The following is a 20883-nucleotide window of genomic DNA, read 5'->3' on the forward strand; positions in this document are numbered from 1 at the left end:
TGCAACGAGTCGAGAATCGCGCGTTCGCTCTCAGGAGTGCTGCGCGCTTGATCGGTATCCTCGATCCGCAGCAAAAACTCGCCGCCGTTATGCTTCGCAAAACAGTAGTTCACGAGCGCAACATACGCCGTGCCAACATGAGGGTCGCCCGTCGGAGACGGAGCGACCCGGGTGCGTACTCTCATTTATTCCTTTAGTCCTGAGCCTGTCGAAGGGCCTAACCGACTAGCTCGCGTCGCTTGCCGCACTCCGCTTCGACGAAATCGATGATCTCTTGGAGCGGCGCGCCGGGAGTAAACACCGCTTTGACGCCGGCCTTGCGCAATTCGTCCGCATCTTCGGGCGGAATGGTGCCGCCGCCGAAAAACACGACGTCTCCGGCGCCTTGCGCCTCGAGCTGTTCGAGCACGAGCGGGAAGAGCGTCATGTGCGCACCGGAGAGAATCGAAAGGCCGATTCCATCGGCGTCTTCTTGAATCGCCGTTTGTACGATCTGTTCCGGCGTCTGAAAGAGGCCGGTGTAGATGACTTCCATGCCCGCATCGCGGAGCGCGCGAGCGATGACTTTGGCGCCGCGGTCGTGGCCGTCGAGGCCCGCCTTAGCGATGACGATGCGTAGTGGTCGGTTGGCCATAGATTCCTTTACGTTGAAGTTCCTCGCTCAAACGCAGCGCCTCTTCGAACTTGCGCTTGACTTCGGCAAGCGTGCGCCGCACGCGATGCCGTTCGAATTCCGTTCTTATTCGCATTAAAACACCGATCGCTCCGTGTAGCGGCCGTACACCGCGGCCATTGCCTCCACGATTTCGCCTTCCGAGCAGTAGGCGTTGACGCAGTCGATGAGGTGCGGCATGAGATTGTCGCCTTCGTCGCGGCAGGCTTTTTGCAAGCGGTCTAGCGTCTGTTGCACCTTGCCGGCGTCGCGTTTAGCGCGCAGCTCTTGCAACGAGCGCGCTTGACCTTGCGCGACTTCTTCGGTGATCTTGAGCAGATCGAGATCGCCGCGATCTTCTTCACGCTGGAAGTGATTGACACCGACGATCACGCGATCTTTCGATTCAATCGAACGCTGATAGCGATAGCTCGCCTCCGCGATCTCTTTTTGGAAGAACCCGGCTTCGATCGCTTCGACGACCCCACCGTACTCTTCGATCTGCGTGAAATATGCTTCGGCTTGCCGTTCCATCTCGTCGGTAAGCGCTTCGACGAAGTACGATCCGCCCAGCGGATCGACCACGTTGGTAACGTTGGTTTCGTACGCGAGCACTTGCTGAGTGCGCAGCGCGATCTCCACCGATTTTTCGGTGGGCAGCGCCAGCACTTCGTCCATCGAGTTGGTGTGCAGCGACTGCGTTCCGCCGAGCACCGCGGCCATCGCTTCGAACGCGACGCGAACGATGTTGTTCTCGGGCTGCTGTGCGGTCGCACTGCATCCGGCGGTTTGCGTGTGGAAGCGCAGCTTCCACGAACGCTCGTCCTTCGCGCCGTACTTATCGCGCATGTGACGTGCGTAGATGCGCCGCGCCGCACGGAACTTGGCGATCTCTTCGAAGAAGTCGATGTGCGAGTTGAAAAAGAACGACAGCCGCGGTGCGAACTCGTCGACGTCCATGCCGGCCGCCATGCAGGCTTCGACGTACGCGAAGCCGTCGGCCAGGGTAAAGGCGAGTTCTTGCGCAGCCGTCGATCCCGCCTCGCGGATGTGATAGCCCGAAATGGAGATCGTGTTCCACTTCGGCATCTCGCGCGTGCAGAATTCGATCATGTCGACGATGACGCGCATGTGCGGCCGCGGCGGGAAGATCCATTCTTTCTGCGCGATGTATTCTTTGAGAATATCCGCCTGAATCGTTCCGCCTAGCGCTTTGCGCGGAATGCCCTTCTTCTCAGCGGCTGCAATGTATTGCGCAACTGCAATTGCGGCCGGCCCGTTGATCGTCATCGACGTGGTGATATCGCCCATATCGATGCCGTCGAACAGCGCTTCCATATCGGCGAGCGAGTCGATCGCGACGCCGCACTTGCCGACTTCGCCGCGAGCTTGCGGTGCGTCGGAGTCGTAACCCATCAACGTGGGCATATCGAAGGCTACGGAAAGCCCGTGCTGTCCTTGCTCGAGTAAAAAATGGTAGCGCTCGTTGGTCTGCTTCGCGGTGCCGAAGCCGGCAAATTGACGCATCGTCCAGAGGCGATCGCGGTAGCCGTTGGCGTGAATGCCGCGGACGTACGGAAACTCACCCGGCCACGCCAGATCGCGAGCCAGGTCCAGCCCGGCGACGTCGGCCGGGCCGTAAGCGGTCTTGAGCGGGACGTCTGAGATCGTGCGATCGGTGGCGCCCGACCCCGGACCGCGACGCGACTTCCCCTTGGCAGACGCCGCTTCCCAGCGGCGCTGCTCCTCTTGGAACTCCGGCGTCGGTTCCGCCCCCAGACCCGATGGGCGGTCGATCATTTTGGCCAAAGGTCGCTTCCTCTTTTAAGACGATGCACGAATGCGAACGAGAACGGTTCGACGGCGCTGGGTCATTTTCCCAAGATTGGGCGCCGGAAGCAACCGCCTTTTCGGCCGCAGGCCGAGGCAGCAGCTAGGTTCCGCGAGCGGGGGACCCGATGATTACCTGGAGGAGGGCTCGCTTATGATGAAGCCTTTGTCCCCACTTTTTGTGGCGGCCACCATCATCGTATTGGCGGGCTGCGGCGTGTCGCAGGCGACGCCTTCGATGCCCGCTTCCGGCGACGTCTTCGCGCTGCGCTCGGTAAACCAGGCGCCGTCGCGAGCCCTCGCACCGTTGTGCGCTTCACCGCCCTTGGGATCGTTCCGCTGCTTCGCCTGGGCCCACGCCGCGCATCGCGGTATCGAAGGCTTGACGCCGCACGATCTCCAGAGCGCGTACCGTTTACCTTCGACCAGTCGCGGCTCCGGCCAAATCCTCGCCATCGTCGACGCGTACGACGATCCGCGCGCCGAAAGCGACCTCGACGTGTATCGCGCGCACTTCCATCTCGGCAGCTGCACGGTGAAGAACGGCTGTTTCGAAAAGATCAACGAGTACGGCGTCCGCGGCGATTATCCGCAAGTGGATCGCGGCTGGTCGGGCGAGATCTCGCTCGATCTCGACGCAGCTTCGGCCGTTTGTCCAAACTGCAAACTGCTGCTCGTCGAAGCCACGACCAACACGGCGCGCGATCTCGGTTTCGCGGTGAACGCAGCGGCACGCGCCGGCGCCGGCGTCATCAGCAATTCCTACGGCGGCTACGAATACGCACCGTACGATCCGAACTTCGACCAGCGCGGGAAGGCCATCGTCGTCGCCGGCTCCGGCGATAGCGGATATTTTCCCGAACAGCCGGCGTCGTTTGCGACCGTCGTGGCGGTCGGCGGCACGACGCTCGAACGCGCGCACAACGCGCGCGGTTGGACCGAGCGCGTTTGGAACGACCCCGATATCGGCGCGACCGGCAGCGGCTGCAGCGATTTCGTCGCTAAGCCCTCGTGGCAAACCGACAGAGGCTGCCCGACGCGCGCGGCGGCCGACGTTTCGGCCGTCGGCGATCCGTTGACGGGGCTCGCCGTCTACGACTCGCTGCGGCTGGCGAAGAATCGCCCGGGCGGATGGATGGTTATCGGCGGCACGAGCGCCTCAACGCCAGTCATCGCCGGCATCTACGCGTTGGCCGGTAATGCAAAGGCGCTGTCGTCGACGTTTGCGCAATCGATTTACTCGTCGGCCGGATCGCGATCGCTCAATCACATCCACGCAGGCAGCAACGGCAGCTGCCCGCTGGTCTACGACTACATTTGCCGAGCCGGCCGGGGCTATAACGGCCCGACCGGCTGGGGCACGCCCAACGGCATCGGCGCGTTCTAGCTCCGAACAGCGAGTAGCGTCACCCTTTGTCATCCTGAGCGTAGTGCCCGAAGGGCACGAAGTCGAAGGGCAGGCGCATGAGAAGTCTACGTCTCGCTGATCACATGATGGGGAGCCTTACGCCGGCCAGGCCGGCGAGAATTCCAACGATAAAGCCGAGTGCGTCGGCGTAGAGCAACGCACGTTTCGGTGACAGCCGCTCGTAAAACCCAGCAACGGGGTTTCGGGAAAACCAGAACAATGCAAAGCTCGCGGGTAAAATAACGACCGAAAGAACCGCCGTCAAGATCATTCCCTGCACGGCGGCTGCGACCAATCCCAATCCTAAATCCGCCGGAATCGTAATTCCGCCGACGGCGATCGCCCACGCAAAGATATAGACGGCCAGGCCTTGACCGAAACCCGCGAGCACCATACCGCTGCGTGCGGCAGCACGCCATCCCTTATTGGTTGCCATTACATATCGAATCGGCAATTTGTGGCGCCCGGCGGATTGTCGTAATGTGGGACCGCTTGGAATATCCCGATGACGGCAATGCATATCACGATGAGTGCCGCCTGCACGATGAACGTCCATCGTGGATAGAAATAACCCGAAACCGCGGCGATGAGGGCGATGCCGAACGTTGCCGGAAGCGTCAACGCGACGATAAACACCGCGAAGGTCGCCTCGTCTTCGATTCCGCAGCGGTTCGGCATGCCGACTGCCGTCCAGAAGCACACGAGGAGCAGCAACGTCAAAGCGACCGCGAACGCAACGTAGCATACGCGCAAAACATATATCACGTTGGACTCCTTTCATCAAAAATTTATGGTTGGACAGGGATTCACCAAGCACGGAATCGCGATTGCCGCAAACGTGGCGAAGAGGATCGCGTAGCCGGTCGTCGTCCGAGCCGGCGTACGTCGAACTCCCGAGCTGATCAGCGCCCAAATCAGCGCGATGAAGGCGCAAACTGGAACCCACACCACGGACAAATAGAATAATGCTATGGGAATCGACAGAAGGGGTCCAGGGCAAGCGCGATTCAGGCACCAGCCGACAAGCGCTCCGAAAACCACGGAGAAACCTAAACCAAATCCGTATATGAACCGTGCGTAGTTCGAATATGTTGTCACGAACGTGTGTCCTTTTTGGCGAGTTCACGCTCAGGGTAGCAGCCGATGGCCCCAAAGACGTCCGTAGGATTACGGAAAAGTGGACCACGCTAAGGCCAAGGGCCGCAGGCTTGCATGGGCGCGAAAACGATCGCTAACAAAGCAGTCGCGATTGCGGCAAGGGGCGTTGCGACGATCACGAATCGTGCGTTCATCCTCATGCCGGACGGTAACAGCCCACCGGCTACAAAAGCTGCTGTGAAAGCAGCGAGGGTGGCCATCTCCATCCACCACGGATCCTTAAAACTTAGCAGACCGGCCAGTACCGCTGGAAAAAGAAGGACCATCATAACTGCACCGAACGAGCCGCAGCTCTTTACAACCAACCCGAGCAAGAGCGCCAAGAGTAAGACGAGAACGAATAGAAGTGCCGTGAAAGCAGAACCGCATTTAAACTTCACGACGGACTCCTTGGTTTGAGCGTAAGGAGTGTGACCGCGCCGAGCAGCGCGATGGCGATGCCAAAGGCGATACTGATCACGAGCGGCTGCGAAACCGTGACGACCGGCGAGCTGGAACGAACGGCGGTCGACTCGGCCAACTCCGCAGAGAGGAAATGCCGCGGGTTATCGTGTTCGATCAGCGCGCTCAGATCGTAGACCGGCGCTTGCGCGCCGTTCACGCGCTGCAAGCTGTACGATCGATGCGGCGCGGCGACGAACACGAGCGCGCGCCGTGGCCCGTACGCCGTCACGCCGAGGTCCTCAAGCGGTTCGTCGTCACCGTTCACGATCTCGGCACGAACGTAGCGTCCCGATCCGCCCGATAGCGGCACTTCGAGCGTGGGAGAACCCTGAGCGAAGCGCTCGATGTCGCCCTCGCCGGCAAACTCCCAATTCTCCCCGTCGTCGCTGCGCGAGACCGTTACGCTGCGCGAGAACTCCGGTTGGGACGTCGTAAAACCAAGCGACGCGACGCGCGTGTTCGGCTCCCCAAGGTCGAGCGTCAGAATCGTGAGGTGCCGGTCGTCGTCTTCGCGCTCCGAGGTCTGCGCGTCGAGCCGGCGCATCGCCTCGGGAGCGGCGGATTCCGTTCCGTCGAGACTGGCCGTATCGATCGGAAACGACGCCTTAGGATCGCGCACGCGGATACGTATCCAGCGCGCCCGCGCCGGAAAAATCGCGATCGTTTGCGTTCCCGGATCGGCAGACGATCCGACGCGGTAGATGAGCGCGCCGGTTGCCACTTCGCGCCACGTCGCACGATCGTCGGAGATCGCGACGTCGGCGCGTTCGAAGAACGTGTCGCGCGACGTGGTCAACGAAACGCCTGCGTAGAGCTCGCCGCTCGTTCCGGCATCCAGAATCGCTTCGGTATAACGGCCCGGCACGAAGCCGAGATCGCTGATTGCGGCGTTGTGCGTCGGGATCGCCGCGCAATGCGGATCGAGAACGTACGGCGTTTGACGCCCGCGATCGTCGACGATCCGAAGGTCGCCGTAGGTTTGACTCGCTCCGGGATCGATCGCTTGCGGAAGTTCGAGCAGCGCCCAGGAGGGCCGCTCGCGCGGTGCGATAGCGATCGCGCGAGCGGCATTGTACGACAAACCTGCGGCCAGGAGCGCGGTCGCGAGCATTACGCCGCCTCCAAGTCCTGGGGACGCCGCTGATAGGCGTACGACACACCGATGAGTGCGACGCCGACGAGGACTGCCGAGATAACCCGGTAGGACAAGTCGAGGAACGACAGATCGAAGACCAGCACCTTGATCGCGGTCACGACGATGAGGCTCAGACCTTCCCAACGCATGAACGCGTCGCGCTTGACGAGCCCCGAGCCGATCAGCAGCGCGGCAAACGTCGCCCAGACGATCGAGAGCGCGGCGTTCGACGCTTGCTCCGTTCCGTGGAAGTACGCGACCGTATCCCACGCTTCGGCTGACAGCGTCAGCAGTGCCAGCCCGTGCGCGACCGTGCGCAGGGTGCGAACGGCGCTATTGGCGTATTCCGCCGTGCTCATCAACTCGATGGCGCGCGCCATGACGTATGCGACGGCAAAGGCCGCGGCGCACGAGATGAAGCGCTCGTTGTAGAACGGGTGCGCCTGCGCGTGTCCCCCATACAGGGCGAGATCGCGCAGCAGATCCAATCCGAGCAGACCGAACGCCGCAATCGAGAGCACCTCGTCGCGATAGCGCAGTCCGGCGATCGCTAACGCGGCCGCTTCTAACGCGAAGGCCACGTTGACGAACGCGGCTTTGTCGAAGGCCGCGGGAATCGCAAACGTCAGCGCGGCAGCGGCGAGCCACGATTGGTACCGCGACTTAAACGCTACCGCCGCCGTAAGGTGCAGCGCTGCTAAAGCGATCAGCGCACCGGCGAGAATGGTGCGATGCTCCGGCATCAGCGACGATTCCAAGCCGCCGAGCAGGCTCGCCATCGCGATCCCGCCGACGATCGAGCGCACGACGTCGAGCCGGCCCCGAACTTGCATCACGATCCAACCGGCCAGTGCGAAGACCGCGTACAGCGCCGTATAGATGGCGGCGCGCTGGACGTCGTCGATCGTGTGCGCCTGCGAAAAGCTGCCGGCCGAATAGACCAGCGTTCCGACCAGGGCGATCGGCGCGACGATACGCGAATCGACGAGTTCAGCGAGCACCAGCAAGCCGGCGTCGAGCAGTCCGATATACGCCGCGAGCGTCACTTGATCGGCGCCTTGCGTTCCGGCAAGCAGCGGCGCCAAAAAACCGCCGATCGCTGCGAGGACGCCGAGGCGTTCGCTGCGATTGCGCCACGCGAGCACCGCGATCGCGGCGTTCACCGCAATCATGCCGGCCAGCGCGATGGTTGGAGAGGCGAGATGAAAAAGCGCGTTGGACGCGTAGAGCGATAAGAACTCGATGCCCGCGCCGAGCGCCGTAATGCCTTCGGAGAAGTATCGCTTTCCTCGGACGGCGAGCAGTTGCGCGTAGGCGATAATGGCCGCGCCGCCGGCGACGCCGAGTGCGACGCGAAACACGGGCGCGATCCAGTTGTGATCGAACGCGACCTTGAGAAAGAACGCGGTGCCGATGAACACGAGGAAGAGCCCGACGACGTGAAGCCAGCGGCCGCCGAGCGCGACTTCGACGTCGCCGGCGGTCAGCGGTTTGCGAATCGGAGGCGGCGGCGGTTTCGGCGCCGCCGCCGGCTGAGGAGGCGGAGCCGGCGGCGGCACGGCTTGCGGCGGCGGCACGGCTTGCGCGTGGGCGGTCGCGATGGCTGCGCGCAGATCTCGCTTGATGACGTTGAGGTCGGCTTCGACCGACGATAGCCTCGGGATGAGGTTCTCGAACGGGGCGGTTTCCATGGTGAACGTGCTCCTCTCTGACGAGTACACGCTCACGGTAGCCCCCCGGCGCCGGCCCAGGCGTCCGTGGAATTACGGAAAAGTAGAGTCGCCTTGCACCCCGAGTACGTCTCCCGGCCGCGCGTCGAGCGGCACCTTCGCGCCGCCGTCGAGCGCACGCCGCTGACCCTGCTGCACGCTCCGCTCGGCTCGGGAAAGACCGCCGCGGCCGCGACCGCGTTCGACGACCTGCCCGAAACCGTCTGGATGGAGGCCCACCCGTGGCACGCCGGCGCGTTCGTAGCCGAGCTCGTCGACGCGGTTCGCAACGTTCGGCCGGAGTTCGGACGCATGACGTTGGGCGCGCTCGAGGCGGGCGCTCCGGTCGCGCACGTGGCCGCGACGTTCGCGCGCGAGCTCACGCACATCGATGCGCCGCTGCTGCTCGTTCTCGACAACGTGCATGTGTTTGAAGAAGCGACGGACTTTTCGCGCTTCGTCGATACGGCGGTAGCCGCGCTGCCGGCCGGCGTTGGCATTCTCGCGATGGGCCGCTCGTTGCCCGATCTCGCGCTCGGGAAAACGTTCGCCCTTGGAAAGGCGCAGATATTACCGTCGGAGTTTCTTGCCTTCGATGCTCAAGACGTCGGCGCGCTCGCGCGTCACTTTGGCCGCGACGTCGACGATGCCGAGATCGCGAGCATCTTGCAGACGACCGAAGGATGGGCGGCGGGCGTCTCGCTGGCGTTGACGGCGCAGCGCATGTTTCTTACGCGCGAGCTGCTCTCCGGGCTCGACCGGCGCGACGTGGCGTTTCTCGAGCAAATCGCCGTGTTCGAGACGATCGACGTCGATATGCTTGAGCGGTCCGACGAGTTTGCCGACGCGCGCGAACGCGTTGCGCATTTGCGTCGAAACGGCGGACTGCTGACCGACATCGGCAAGGAACGCTACCGCTTGCATCCGGTGCTGCGTCAGCTCGCCGAAGATGCGCTCGAGAACAAGGGCGATCTCGCCGGTGCGCATCGAGCGGCCGCGGTGGCATACGCGCGAGCCGGCGAAATCGGCGCGGCGCTGTTTCACGCCGAAAAAGGCCGCGACCCAGATACGGTCGCCCAACTGCTGCGCAATCACGCGCTCGCGGCGATTGCCACGGGCGATCGGCGGCGGCTTCGCACGCTCGCCAACACGATCGATCCCGACTCCAAAGACGCGAGCGTACGATGGTACGTCGACGGATTGCTCGAAAAGGCGCGTGGATCGGCCGAAACGCGCGCGTTTTTCACGCGGGCGTCCGACACCGCCGACCGTTCCGGCGACGCGACGACCGCCTTCGCTGCCCGCGCGCAAATCATCGAGCTCGACATCGGCCATACGCTGCACATTGACGAAATGGCACTCGCGGAGCTGACGCAGCGCGCGGATACCGCGGGACTTCCGGCCATGGTCACCGCACGCGTTCTGCGCGGTTGGTCGCGCGCGGTGAGTCACGACTTCGCGGGCGCGCTAGCGGAGCTCAGTCTGGTGCCCGCGCTCGCGGATCCGGCCACGCGCTTCAATACCGACATTCTCAAAGCGTATGCCGACACGGCGCTCGGCGAGGTCGAACGCGCGCAGGAAACCCTCGACGCGCTCACACGCTTGCTGGAAAACGACGACCGGATCGTGCTGCAGACCCTCACGCTCGTGTGGTTCGCGCGTTTGGCGCTGCTCTGGGGAAATACCGTCGTCGCCTCCGACGTCGCGGCGCAAGCCGAACGGCTCGCGTCGGCGCTGGACCTGCGCGCCGAGGAAGCCGCCCTGTACGTGGCGCTCGCGGAGATCGCGACGCATCAGGGCGACGTCGCCGCCTCAGTTCGCTACGCCGAGCGCGCGCGCAGCCGCGCCGACCGCGCGTGGTACGCGGGAGACGTCGCGCGCGTTCGCGCGTTTGCCGAGATCGCGCTCGCACGCGCCGCGTTTTTGGGGCACGACAATGCGATCGCTTGCGAACTCGTGGAACGCGCGGTTGCGGGCGGCGGATTTCCGCCGGTGCAGCGCGCGGTCGCGCTAACGGAAAGTGCGTTTTACACGCTGCTTAGCGATGCGACCGCGTCGGCGCGGCCGATTGCCGCCGCGCGGGAGGCGGTGGCATCGGCGACGCCCCTCGACGCCGCCGATGCCGTCGCGCTCGCCACGGCAGACGATTTGCTCTCGTTCCTCGACGCGGCCAACGGCGTTGTCCACGAACCCGGCCTGCGGGGATGCGAGCCGTTCGAAAAACTGCTCGAGCGCCGGCGGGGGCTCGTAACGCTCGGGCACGCCGGCGTGGCAGTGGGGAGCGCGCGCCGCGGCTCAACCGAAAGCTCGGTACCGTTCGACACCGCGCTCGAAGTGCTCGTGCGCGACGGCCCGCGTTTTGAAGCGCGACTCGCACGCGCCTACGCGTCGACGTTCCTCAAGCCGAAGCCGTCGTCGACCACCGTCGCGTTCAGCGTTGATCTGACGGCTCGCGAGCTCGAAATTCTCGAATTGCTTGTCGAAGGTCTCACGAATAAAGAGATCGCGCAGCGTTTGGTCGTCAGCCCGCGCACGATCGAGACGCACGTCGAACGCGTCCTCGGCAAGCTGGAAGTCGGTTCTCGCTCGCGCGCAATCGCCAAAGCATTACGCCTCGGCATCGTTAAGCTGGTATAGCTCTACGTGAGATGCGCCTGCCCTTCGACTTCGCTCACTTCGTTCGCTACGCTCAGGATGACAAGAGTTCGCGAGCAATCGCCAAAGCATTAAGTCTCGGCATCGTTACCTTGGCATAGCTCTACGTGAGATGCGCCTGCCCTTCGACTTCGCTCACTTCGTTCGCTACGCTCAGGATGACAATAAAAGCGATTACGTTAGGCCTTTGACGGTGGCGCGGGGGCGGGCGACGCGCGCTTCGTCTTCCACGGCTTGCCCGGAATCGCCGAACTCGGTGAGAATGCGGTCCGCCGCTTCGTAGGGATCGACGCCGGTCGCGGCGTCGCGCGCCAGCTTGCGATCGAGCCGGCGTTCGATTCGGCCGAGCGCGAGCTGACGTACCTGATGCAAGAACGCTTGACGCCGCTTCTCTTCGATCTCGCCGCTCTCGTTGAGATAGGCGACGTGACGTTCGATAGCGGCCCACAAATTATCGACGCCGTCGCCGGCGAGCGCTTGCGTCATCACGAGTTCGGGAACCCATCCAGGAAACTGCAGCATCTCCATCATCGAGCGAATCTCGCGGCGCAGCTGATTGGCCATCGGGTGATCGGCTTTGTTGACGACGAAGATGTCGGCGATCTCCATGATGCCGGCTTTGAGCACTTGAATCGAATCGCCGCTGCCGGGCTGAAGCGCGACGAGCGTCGTGTGCGCGAGCTCGGCGATTTCGATTTCGCTCTGGCCGACCCCCACGGTCTCGACGAGGACGACGTCGAGGCCGAACGCATCCATCAGTAACACCGCGTCGGCCGTGGCGCCGGCGAGACCGCCGAGATGACCGCGGCTCGCCATCGAGCGAATGAACACGTTTTCGTCGGTGAAGTGCTCGGTCAAGCGAATGCGATCGCCCAGCAGCGCACCGTGCGAAAACGGCGAGCTCGGGTCGACCGAAACGACACCGACGCTCCTCCCGAGCGAACGCGCTTTACGCACCAGTGCCGACGACAAGGTCGACTTTCCGACACCGGGCGGCCCCGTGAGGCCGATGGTCGTTGCCCGTCCCGTCTTTGCGTATAGGCGCCGAATCAGCTCGGCCGCGCGTCCCGATTCACCCCACGAAATCGCGCGCGCCAGCGCGCGCGGCTTTCCTTCGGAGAAGTCGTGCAGGAGCGAGTCGATCGCCTCTTGGTTTGCCAAAGTCCCGAATGATTGGCGCGCGAGGTCAGCGAAGCCTTTGGTCGATGTCGAGAGCGTACTCTCGCCGGATCGCCGCGTTGTTTCTCGCGGCGGCTTTTGCAGCGGCCGCACTTTTACCAGCCGGCGCGCAAACGCTCAACATTCCCGTCGAGTCGCACATTCGGCCCATTCAAACGTCGGTGCTCTTCGGCGAGATCTTCGGAAACTTCTTCCCGGAGAGCGACGGCACGACGTACGTACAAACCGGCGACATTCCGGCGATGTGGCTGCGCGATTCGGCGGCGCAAACGATACCGTATATCCGGTTCGTGTCGGCGTATCCAGGCATGCGCTACGTCTTTTTCGGCGTGATTCAGCGCGACGCAAAAAACATTCTGGTCAACCCTCACGCCGAGGCGTTTAGCGCCGACTACCACGTCTGGGAAGGCAAGTGGGAGATCGACTCACTGTCGTGGCCGGTGCTGATGGCGTTCATGTACTACGCCAACACGCACGATCGAACGATCTTCACGCCGGTCTTGCACAAGGCGATGCAGACCATCGTGACGACCTTGCAGTGCGAGCAGCACCACGCCACCTGCAGCCACTACTCGTGGCCGCACCCGGTGCCTACGAACAACACCTACAACCCCAATACCGGAATGATTTGGAGCGCCTTCCGGCCGTCCGACGACCCGGTGACGTACCGCTACAACGTTCCCCAGAACGCGATCGCCGTGATTGCCATGAAGTTGCTGGCGGCGTTCGCGCGCGACGCGTTCGGCGATCGAAAGCTCGCAAGCGATGCCATGACGCTCGCCGCGCAGGTCCAGACCGGCATCGAGCGTTACGGCCGAACGTGGGTGCCGAACAAAGGCTGGATGTACGTCTACGAAACCGACGGGTACGGCCGCGACAACCTCATGGACGACGCGAACATTCCCAACCTCACGACGCTGCCCTACCTCGGCTGGTGCGCGATCGACGATCCCGTCTATCAAAACACGCGCCGCTTCACCTTGAGTTCGCAGAACCCGTATTACTACTCAGGAAAATACGCGACCGGCTTGGGCAGCCCGCACACCCCTAAGGGGTGGGTGTGGCCGCTGGGCATGATGGGAGCCGCGCTGTCGACGCGCCGCAAAGCCAGAATCGAAAACGCCATCAACATGCTCGATGCCAGCGATACGCTCAATGGCTTGATGCACGAATCGGTCAATCCCAACGATCCGTCGCAGTTCACGCGCCCGGACTTCGGCTGGGCGAACGCGTTCTGGGCCGATCTGCTTTTTCGAACGGTCGCCGGATACCGCGCCACCGGTTTCGTGGAGTTCGATACCGTAACCCCGTTCGAGCCGCTCAGCGATATTCCGACGATCACACCGTTGTTCACGCAGCTCGATAACACGGTGGAAATCAATATGACGCTCGGCGAGCTCCTGTCGCAGCACTCGGCGTTGTGATCGCCGCGCTCGCGGCGGCCGCCCTCCTGAGCGCGTCGCAATCGAGCCGCATCGACGCGATTGTTGCGTCGGTCATGCGCGAAAGCCGCATTGCGGGCCTCTCCTTGGGAATCGCCCGCAACGGTTCGACGCTCTATCTGCGCGGGTACGGCCTTCGGGATGCCGCGCGAAACCGTCGGGCCGATGCCTTCACGATCTACGCTGCCGGATCGATAGCGAAACAGTTCACGGCCGCGCTGGTGTTGCAAGACGTGGCGCAAGGCCGGCTCGCACTCGACCAAGGTAAACCGTCGATCCAAGCGCTGCTGTGGCAAATAACCGACGACACGTGGGAGTACCGCAACGAGAACTACGCCGCACTGGGCACCGCGCTCGAGCGCACCGGCAACGCATCGTACTGCACGCTCGCGTCGCAGCGCATCTTCGTCCCGTACGGTCTGGTCTCGACGTGGTGCGGCGCGCCGTACCCGGCGTGGAATCTCGCCGTGACGCAACGCACGCCGCAGTGGATCGCTCCGGCAGCCGGCGGTCTCTGGTCCAACGCGCCGGACCTCTTGCGCTGGCTCGACGACTTGCGCACGGGTCGCGTCGTTACGCCGGCGTCGTTCGAGGCGATGACGACCTCGGGTCACCTGCGCGGCGGCATCCTCACGAACTATGGCTTCGGTTTCTTCACCGGCGTATGGTACGGCTATCCGGTGGCGTTCGCGGACGGATTGGTCGACGGCTACTCGTCCGAAGACGCGCTGTCGCTGAGCGACGGGCTCGAGCTGGCGCTACTCTCCAACGGCGATCGGGTCGATCTGACCCCGCTGGCCAAAAGCGTCTTTTCTATCGTCGACCCGCCGCGCGACAAGAACTCCTACGCCGTACCGAACTCGGCGCCCGAAAACGAAAACACGCCGATTACCGCAGCGATTGCGCGCGCGCTGCAGACGCCTGCGTACGCGAGCTACGGCAAGCTCGAGCTGCTGGAGTTCACCGAACGCACGATTAAGGGAACCACGACGTACGACCGCTATCGCGCCACGTTCGAACGCGCCGTGCTGTGGGTTACCGTCGAATACGGGCCCGGCAACGCGATCGAATCGGTGAACGTCTCGCCGTGAGACGCATAGCCGCCCTCACGCTCGCCGCGGTCGTCGCGTACTCGTGCGCCCCCGCGCGCCTGGGGGCACAAGTGCTCTTCGTGCCGCTGACCGGTAAACGCGTGCGCGACATTCAAACGGCGCAGCTCTTTCACACGCTCTTCACCGATTTCTTCTTGGAAGACGACAACACGACGTACGTTCAGACCGGCGACATTCCCGCTATGTGGATGCGCGATTCAGCCGCGCAAACGATCCCCTACGTGCGCTATCAGCGCGAATACCCCGTGCTGCACGCGCGCTTCGAAGGCGTCATCAAACGCAACGCGCGCAACGTTCTTACCGACGTGTACGCCAATGCGTTCCAAGCCGACTACCACGTCTGGGAACGCAAGTGGGAGATCGATTCGCTGTCGTGGCCGGTCGTGCTCGCTTGGGTGTATTGGCGCGTGACGCGCGATCGCACGATGTTCACGCCCGACTTGCACGTCGCGCTGCGGCAGATCGTCTTTACGTACAGGTGCGAAGAGCACCACCGGAAGTGCAATCGCTACACGTATCCGTACCGCGTGCCGACGATCGACCGGTACAACGACGACACGGGAATGATTTGGAGCGCGTTTCGCCCGTCCGACGACCCGGTGACGTACCGCTTCAACGTGCCGCAAAACGCGTTTGCCGTCGTCGCGCTGCGCGACATCGAGCGGCTCGCGACCCAGGGCTACGGCGACGGCGAGCTGGCGACTGAGGCGCGCGCGCTCGGCGACCGCGTGCAACGCGGCGTTCAGTTGTACGGACGATTTTACAGTTCGGCGCGGCGCGCGTGGATGTATGCGTACGAAACCGACGGATACGGCAACTACAATCTTATGGACGACGCGAACATTCCCAACCTGACGACCTTGCCGTACGTCGACTGGTGCTCCGCCTACGATCCGGCGTACCTCGCCACGCGCACGTTTGCGCTCAGCATGGACAACCCGTATTTCTTCTCGGGGCGCTACGCGGAAGGCTTGGGCAGTCCGCACACGCCGTATGGTTACGTTTGGCCGTTGGGCATCATCGGGCGCGCGCTGACGTCGACCTCGTCGGCGGAGGTGGCCGAAGCGATCACCACGCTCGCGGAGACCAACGGCGACGCCGAACTCTTTCACGAAAGCTTCTATCCGGACGGGTACTGGCGGTACACGCGCAGCGATTTTGGATGGGCAAACGCGCTGGGCGCCGAGCTGTACTTTCGCAGCTTGGCCGGAGACTCAGCAACCCAGTTTGCGGCCGATGGTCCCGTGTTGCCCTTCGAGGGCCGAACCCGCACTCCGACCCTCGTCCCCGAGCTAACCCAGCTGCGCAACGCCGCCGAGCTGAGCGGCACCCTCGGCAACCTGCTCCACCGGCAGCCCGCACTGCCCCACGGACCCTAGGTGGAATTCGCTCCTAGGAGCGCCGGACCGCACAGCCAAGCACCGTTGACGTTATGAACCAGGGCTACTACCGCTATCCCACTATCGCCGGCGACCGCATCGCCTTCATCTGCGAAGACGACCTCTGGAGCGCCGGGCTGCACGGCGGTGCCGGTATTCGCCTTACCGCGAGCTTCGGAACCTGCACCTATCCGCGGCTGTCGCCCGACGGCATGAAAATCGCGTTCGTCTCGACCGACGAAGGCAATCCCGAGATCTACGTGATGCCGTACGAGGGCGGTCAGCCGCAGCGGCTGACGTTCTTGGGCTCGACACAAGCCGCGGTCACGGGATGGAGCGCCGACGGCAGCGAGATCTACTTCGTCGCCAATCCCGTCGCGTGGTTCGAAGGCGAAACGCGTTTGTTCGCGATCTCGCACGAGGGAATCGGACATCCGCGCGAACTGCACTTGGGACACGCGCGAGCGATTGCGTTCGCCAACGACGCCAAGGTCGCGATTGGACGGAACGCGATCGATCCCGCGCGCTGGAAGCGCTATCGCGGCGGCACCTCGGGCGAAATCTGGATCGACTCCACCGGCGGCGGAACGTTCTCGCGTTTGCCGCTGCCCGACGGAAATCCGTGCTGGCCGATGTGGTTGGACGATCGCATTCATTTTCTGGCCGATCACGAAGGCATTGCCAACATCTATTCGTGCGCGATCGACGGAAGCGACCTGCAGCGGCACACGCACGAAGCGGAATATTACGCGCGTTTTCCCTCGACCGACGGCCGCCGCGTCGTGTACTCCGCGGGCGGCGAGCTCGCGTGCTACGACGCGCAGACCGGTGCGGTCGATCGCATCGAAGTGGAAACGCATTCCTCCGCACCGCAAACGGTTCGCCGCTTCGAGAATGCGTCCGAATCGTTCGAACATTTTGCTCCGCATCCCGACGGGACGCGGCTGGCGTTCGTCTCGCGAGGGCAGCCGTTCACGATGCCGCTGTTCGAAGGCGCCGTGATCCATCACGGGCCCGGCGGCCGCGCGCGAGCGCGTCTGACCGAATGGCTCAGCGACGGCAAACGCTTCGTCTGCGTGACCGACGTCAACGGGTACGAGCAGATCGCACTGCATCGCGCCGACCGATCCGAAGAACCGAAACTCGTCACCAGCGGCGACATTGGCCGCATCACCGATTTGAGCTGCTCGCCGTCGGCCGACGTCGTCGCCTTCGCCAATCACCGGCACGAGTTGTGCGTGCTCGATCTAGACGACGGTAAGATTCGCGTGCTCGACACGTGCCCGTCGCATCGTATCGGCGATTTGGCGTTTTCCCCCGACGGCCGGTTCATCGCGTACGTGTGGTGGCCGGCTCACGGAACGTCGATCATTCGCGTGGCGAAGGTACGTTCGGGCAAGGTGCACGACGTCACCCCGCCGCTGCGAACCGATCAATCTCCAGCCTGGGATCCGGAAGGGAAGTATCTTTACTTCATCTCGTCGCGCGATTTCAATCCGGTCTACGACGCGCTCGCCTTCGACTTGAGTTTCCCGCAGGCGAGCCGGCCGTTCGTCGTCACCTTGCGCAACGACGTTCCGTCACCGTTCGTGCCGCCGCCCAAGCCCGTGCACCGCGATCACGACCACGATCGCGCCGACGAGAAGAAAAACGGGAAACCGGCCGATATCTCCATCGATTTCGACGGCATCGGCGGACGCATACTCGGTTTTCCGGTTGAAGAAGGCGAGTACGATCAAATCGTCGCGGTTCGCGATCGCGCGCTCTTTACGCGGTTTCCGGTGAAGGGCATCAAACCGGTGCGCCGCGAGGACCGCGAGGAAGACGCGCACGGCACGCTGTTGGCGTTCGACTTCGAACAGCAGCGTTTGGCGACCGTCGCCCAGGAATGCGACGACATTCGAGTCGGCCGGGACGGTCGCACCTTGGTGTATAGCTCGGGAGAGCGGCTGCGCGCGATCGACGCGCTGCTCGATCTTCCCGAAGAAGGCGACGATCAAAAGCCCAACACCGAGCCGGGCCGCAAGACCGGCTGGATCGATCTCGACCGCGCCAGCGTCGAAATCGTGCCGCGCGACGAATGGTCGCAGATGTATCGCGAAGCGTGGCGGTTGCAGACCGAACAGTTCTGGGTCGAAGACATGAACGACATCGACTGGGATCGCGTCTACGATCGTTACAAAGCGGTGCTGCCGCGGGTCCGTACCCGTGGCGAGCTCTCCGATCTCATTTGGGAGATGCAAGGCGAACTCGGCACCTCGCACGCGTACGAATACGGTGGAGACTATCGCGTGCCGCCGCAATACCAGCGCGGATTCCTCGGAGCGGACGTCGCGTGGGACGAAAGTTCGGGCGGCTATCGCATCGAGCGCATCTACCGCGGCGACTCTTGGAATCGCGAAACGGACTCCCCGCTTGCCGAGCCCGGCAACGACGTTCACGAAGGCGACGTCATCGTCGCGATCGGCGGCAAGCGCCTGTCGCGCGACGTAACCCCCGACCAACTGCTCGTCAACACGTCGGGCGGCGACGTTTCGATCACCCTGCGGTCGCGTAAGAACGACGAACGCACGGTGCTCGTCAAGGCGCTCGAAAGCGAAGCGGCGCTGCGGTATCGCGCGTGGGTCGAAGCAAAGCGGCGTTACGTGCACGAACGCACCGGCGAGCGCGTTGGCTACCTGCACGTTCCCGACATGGGACCGTGGGGCTTCTCCGAGTTTCATCGCGGCTACTTGAGCGAGTTCGACCGCAAAGGGCTCATCGTCGACGTGCGCTACAACCGTGGCGGTCACGTTTCTCCGCTGCTGCTCGAAAAGCTCGTGCGCAAGCGTGTGGGCTACGACGCACCGCGATACGGCGCCCCGATTCCGTATCCGCCCGAAGCCGTGGGCGGTCCGATCGTCGCGGTGACCAATCAATTTGCCGGATCCGACGGCGATATTTTCAGCCACTGCTTCAAGCTGTACAAACTCGGCCCGCTGGTCGGTAAGCGTACCTGGGGCGGCGTTATCGGCATCGACCCGTACCATTATCTCGTCGACGGCACGCTCACGACGCAGCCGGAGTTTTCGTTCTGGTTCGTCGACGTCGGCTGGAAGGTCGAAAACTACGGAACCGATCCCGATTACGAAGTCGACATTGCGCCGCACGACTATCGTGACGACAAAGACCCGCAGTTGGATCGCGCGCTGAGCCTCATGGAACGCGAGATCGAAAACTACGTCGAAGTGCGGCCCGACTTTACGACTCGTCCGTCCCTGGCACTCCCGACGTTAGCGTGACGCGCGAGCGGGTTGCACGCGCGGCGACCGTCGTCTGCGACGTGGCCGCGTTTGCCATTCCAACGGCCATTTACGTCGCCAGCGCTTCGCACGAGCCCGCTTCGTGGGATACGGCCGAATTTCAGGGCGTGCCCTATATCCTCGGCATTTCGCATCCGACGGGATTTCCGTTCTTCGTGCTGCTCGGCTACGCTTGGTCGCACGTCGTCGCGGTCGGCTCCGTGGCGTTTCGTATGAATGCCTTGAGCGCGGTATGTCTTGCGGTTGCCGCCGTCATGGCGTACGCCGTAGCGCTGCGGATCGGCGCGAGCCGGCCGGTCGCGCTTCTCGCGACGCTCTGGTACGCATTCACGCAAGACGTCTGGTCCCACGCCAATCGCGCGGAAGCGCAGGATTTAGCGGTGACGTGCGAGGCGCTGGCGATTTACGCTTTCGTACGTTGGCTGCAGGAAAACGACGGCCGATGGTTCGCCGGCGCCTTTGCGCTCTACGGACTCGGCATGGCGGCGCACCCCAACGCTATTTGGCTTTTTCCCGGCTTCGTCGTCGGCGCGCTTACGGCGAAATGCCGCCCCTCGCTTCGCTTAGCGGCGGTTTCGTGCGCGCTCACCGTCGCCGGATTGGCGTTCTATCTGTATCTGCCGATACGCTCGGCGTACATCGTCGCGCACGGCCTCGATCCAACGCTCGCACTCGGAAGCGACGGCGGTATTTTTTGGAACTATCACAACCCGAGCACTCCGGGAGGTTTGCTGCTCGACCTCACCGGCAGCGAATCCAACGTTCCGGGCGCATTTCTCGGCTCGTTCAATCCCATTCACATCCAGGACGCACTCTGGGCGTTCATTCAAGGATTGGGACAGCAATACGGCGCGTTTATCGTCGTGCTGACGTTCGGCGGTTTGGCCGTCGCGTGGAAGCGCGATTGGCGAACGGCGCTCTTTCTCTGCCTTGCATGCACCGTCGCGCTGCTGTTCTCGGTAACGTATTCAGTGGAAGGCGACATCGGACGCTATCGGCTGTTGGCGTTGTGGCTCGCGGTGCCGCTGGTGGCTGCGATCGTCCCGCGCGACGCGCAAGGATGGAAGGCGACGCTCGCACGCACCGTCTTGATCGCGTTCTTGGCCGGCGGTACGTACGCAGCGGCGCGAGCGCATCCCGAATACTTCGACCACCATCCGGGCGAAGGCGGCCGCTGGGTCATCAACGTCGTCGCACCGCTGACGTCGCCGGGCAGCATCATCATGGTCGATTGGCTCGATGCGACTTCGCTTGCGTACGGCGCTTACGTCGATCGATCGCTTCCCGGGCGCATTATCGTATCGGGTTGGGATCCGGCAAAGATCGATCAGTACAAATTCTGGGCACGAACGCATCAGGTCTATATCCTCGTCAATCCGCACGACGTCGATGCCATCGACGGCGCAAAATCGGTCGCGAAGATCGACGATTACCACGCGCTCTATCAAGTCACGAAATAGCGAAAACGGCCTATAAAA

The 20883-nt window shown here is 63.3% G+C and carries 16 protein-coding genes; 7 read left to right on the forward strand and 9 right to left on the reverse strand.

Annotated elements, in window-relative coordinates; genetic code table 11:
• The 3 genes from VGG89_08630 to VGG89_08640 form a co-directional block, all read right to left on the reverse strand.
• Nucleotides 1–185, reverse strand: a 185-nt coding sequence (locus tag VGG89_08630; GenBank protein HEY1976596.1) for a glutamate--tRNA ligase family protein, incomplete at its 3' end; no start/stop codon positions are given.
• Between the two features lie 32 nt (nucleotides 186–217).
• Entirely contained in the window at nucleotides 218–634 is a 417-nt protein-coding gene (locus tag VGG89_08635; protein HEY1976597.1) for a cobalamin B12-binding domain-containing protein, read from the reverse strand.
• Between the two features lie 114 nt (nucleotides 635–748).
• Nucleotides 749–2452 (reverse strand): methylmalonyl-CoA mutase family protein, encoded by a 1704-nt coding sequence (locus tag VGG89_08640; GenBank protein HEY1976598.1) that lies wholly within the window; start codon nucleotides 2450–2452, stop codon nucleotides 749–751.
• Nucleotides 2453–2636: 184 nt separating this feature from the next.
• On the opposite strand from VGG89_08640, the gene VGG89_08645 reads away from it, so the two are divergent.
• Complete coding sequence (locus tag VGG89_08645; GenBank protein HEY1976599.1) at nucleotides 2637–3869, forward strand: S8 family serine peptidase; 1233 nt, start codon at nucleotides 2637–2639, stop codon at nucleotides 3867–3869.
• Nucleotides 3870–3969: 100 nt separating this feature from the next.
• Here the strand turns inward: VGG89_08645 and VGG89_08650 are convergent, their stop codons facing one another.
• From VGG89_08650 to VGG89_08670, 5 genes are all read right to left on the reverse strand, one after another.
• Complete coding sequence (locus VGG89_08650) at nucleotides 3970–4326, reverse strand: hypothetical protein (protein ID HEY1976600.1); 357 nt, start codon at nucleotides 4324–4326, stop codon at nucleotides 3970–3972.
• On the reverse strand, nucleotides 4326–4655 hold the full coding sequence (locus VGG89_08655) for a hypothetical protein (protein HEY1976601.1): 330 nt from the start codon (nucleotides 4653–4655) through the stop codon (nucleotides 4326–4328). The genes VGG89_08650 and VGG89_08655 overlap by 1 nt, the downstream gene beginning before the upstream one ends.
• A gap of 15 nt (nucleotides 4656–4670) precedes the next feature.
• Nucleotides 4671–4838 carry a hypothetical protein gene (locus VGG89_08660; GenBank protein ID HEY1976602.1) on the reverse strand — a complete coding sequence of 56 codons (168 nt, stop codon included), beginning with the start codon at nucleotides 4836–4838 and terminating at the stop codon, nucleotides 4671–4673.
• Nucleotides 4839–5424: 586 nt separating this feature from the next.
• On the reverse strand, nucleotides 5425–6603 hold the full coding sequence (locus tag VGG89_08665) for a hypothetical protein (protein HEY1976603.1): 1179 nt from the start codon (nucleotides 6601–6603) through the stop codon (nucleotides 5425–5427).
• Nucleotides 6603–8318 (reverse strand): DUF2339 domain-containing protein, encoded by a 1716-nt coding sequence (locus tag VGG89_08670; protein ID HEY1976604.1) that lies wholly within the window; start codon nucleotides 8316–8318, stop codon nucleotides 6603–6605. The genes VGG89_08665 and VGG89_08670 overlap by 1 nt, the downstream gene beginning before the upstream one ends.
• 93 nt (nucleotides 8319–8411) lie before the next feature.
• Between VGG89_08670 and VGG89_08675 the strand changes: the two genes are divergently transcribed.
• Nucleotides 8412–10973, forward strand: coding sequence for a LuxR C-terminal-related transcriptional regulator (locus tag VGG89_08675; protein ID HEY1976605.1), 2562 nt, complete (start codon nucleotides 8412–8414; stop codon nucleotides 10971–10973).
• A gap of 192 nt (nucleotides 10974–11165) precedes the next feature.
• Here VGG89_08675 and meaB read toward each other — a convergent pair whose 3' ends face one another.
• Entirely contained in the window at nucleotides 11166–12152 is a 987-nt protein-coding gene (gene meaB / locus VGG89_08680; GenBank protein ID HEY1976606.1) for a methylmalonyl Co-A mutase-associated GTPase MeaB, read from the reverse strand.
• A 44-nt stretch (nucleotides 12153–12196) separates the two neighbouring features.
• Here meaB and VGG89_08685 point away from each other — a divergent pair, with 44 nt between their 5' ends.
• From VGG89_08685 to VGG89_08705, 5 genes are read left to right on the forward strand one after another with little or no spacing between them, the layout of a single operon-like run.
• The gene (locus VGG89_08685) at nucleotides 12197–13594 is read left to right on the forward strand and encodes a glycoside hydrolase family 125 protein (protein ID HEY1976607.1); all 1398 of its coding nucleotides are present in this window, start codon (nucleotides 12197–12199) and stop codon (nucleotides 13592–13594) included.
• Nucleotides 13591–14703, forward strand: a complete 1113-nt coding sequence (locus tag VGG89_08690) for a serine hydrolase domain-containing protein (protein HEY1976608.1) — start codon at nucleotides 13591–13593, stop codon at nucleotides 14701–14703. Before VGG89_08685 ends, VGG89_08690 begins: the two co-directional genes overlap by 4 nt.
• The gene (locus VGG89_08695; GenBank protein ID HEY1976609.1) at nucleotides 14700–16103 is read left to right on the forward strand and encodes a glycoside hydrolase family 125 protein; all 1404 of its coding nucleotides are present in this window, start codon (nucleotides 14700–14702) and stop codon (nucleotides 16101–16103) included. The genes VGG89_08690 and VGG89_08695 overlap by 4 nt, the downstream gene beginning before the upstream one ends.
• Nucleotides 16104–16156: 53 nt before the next feature.
• A complete protein-coding gene (locus VGG89_08700) occupies nucleotides 16157–19384 on the forward strand; it encodes a PDZ domain-containing protein (protein HEY1976610.1) in 3228 nt (1075 codons plus the stop codon).
• A complete protein-coding gene (locus VGG89_08705; protein HEY1976611.1) occupies nucleotides 19381–20865 on the forward strand; it encodes a DUF2723 domain-containing protein in 1485 nt (494 codons plus the stop codon). The genes VGG89_08700 and VGG89_08705 overlap by 4 nt, the downstream gene beginning before the upstream one ends.
• Nucleotides 20866–20883 lie beyond the last annotated feature (18 nt).

The sequence above is a fragment of the Candidatus Baltobacteraceae bacterium genome (assembly GCA_036488875.1).
GTDB lineage: Bacteria > Vulcanimicrobiota > Vulcanimicrobiia > Vulcanimicrobiales > Vulcanimicrobiaceae > JAFAHZ01.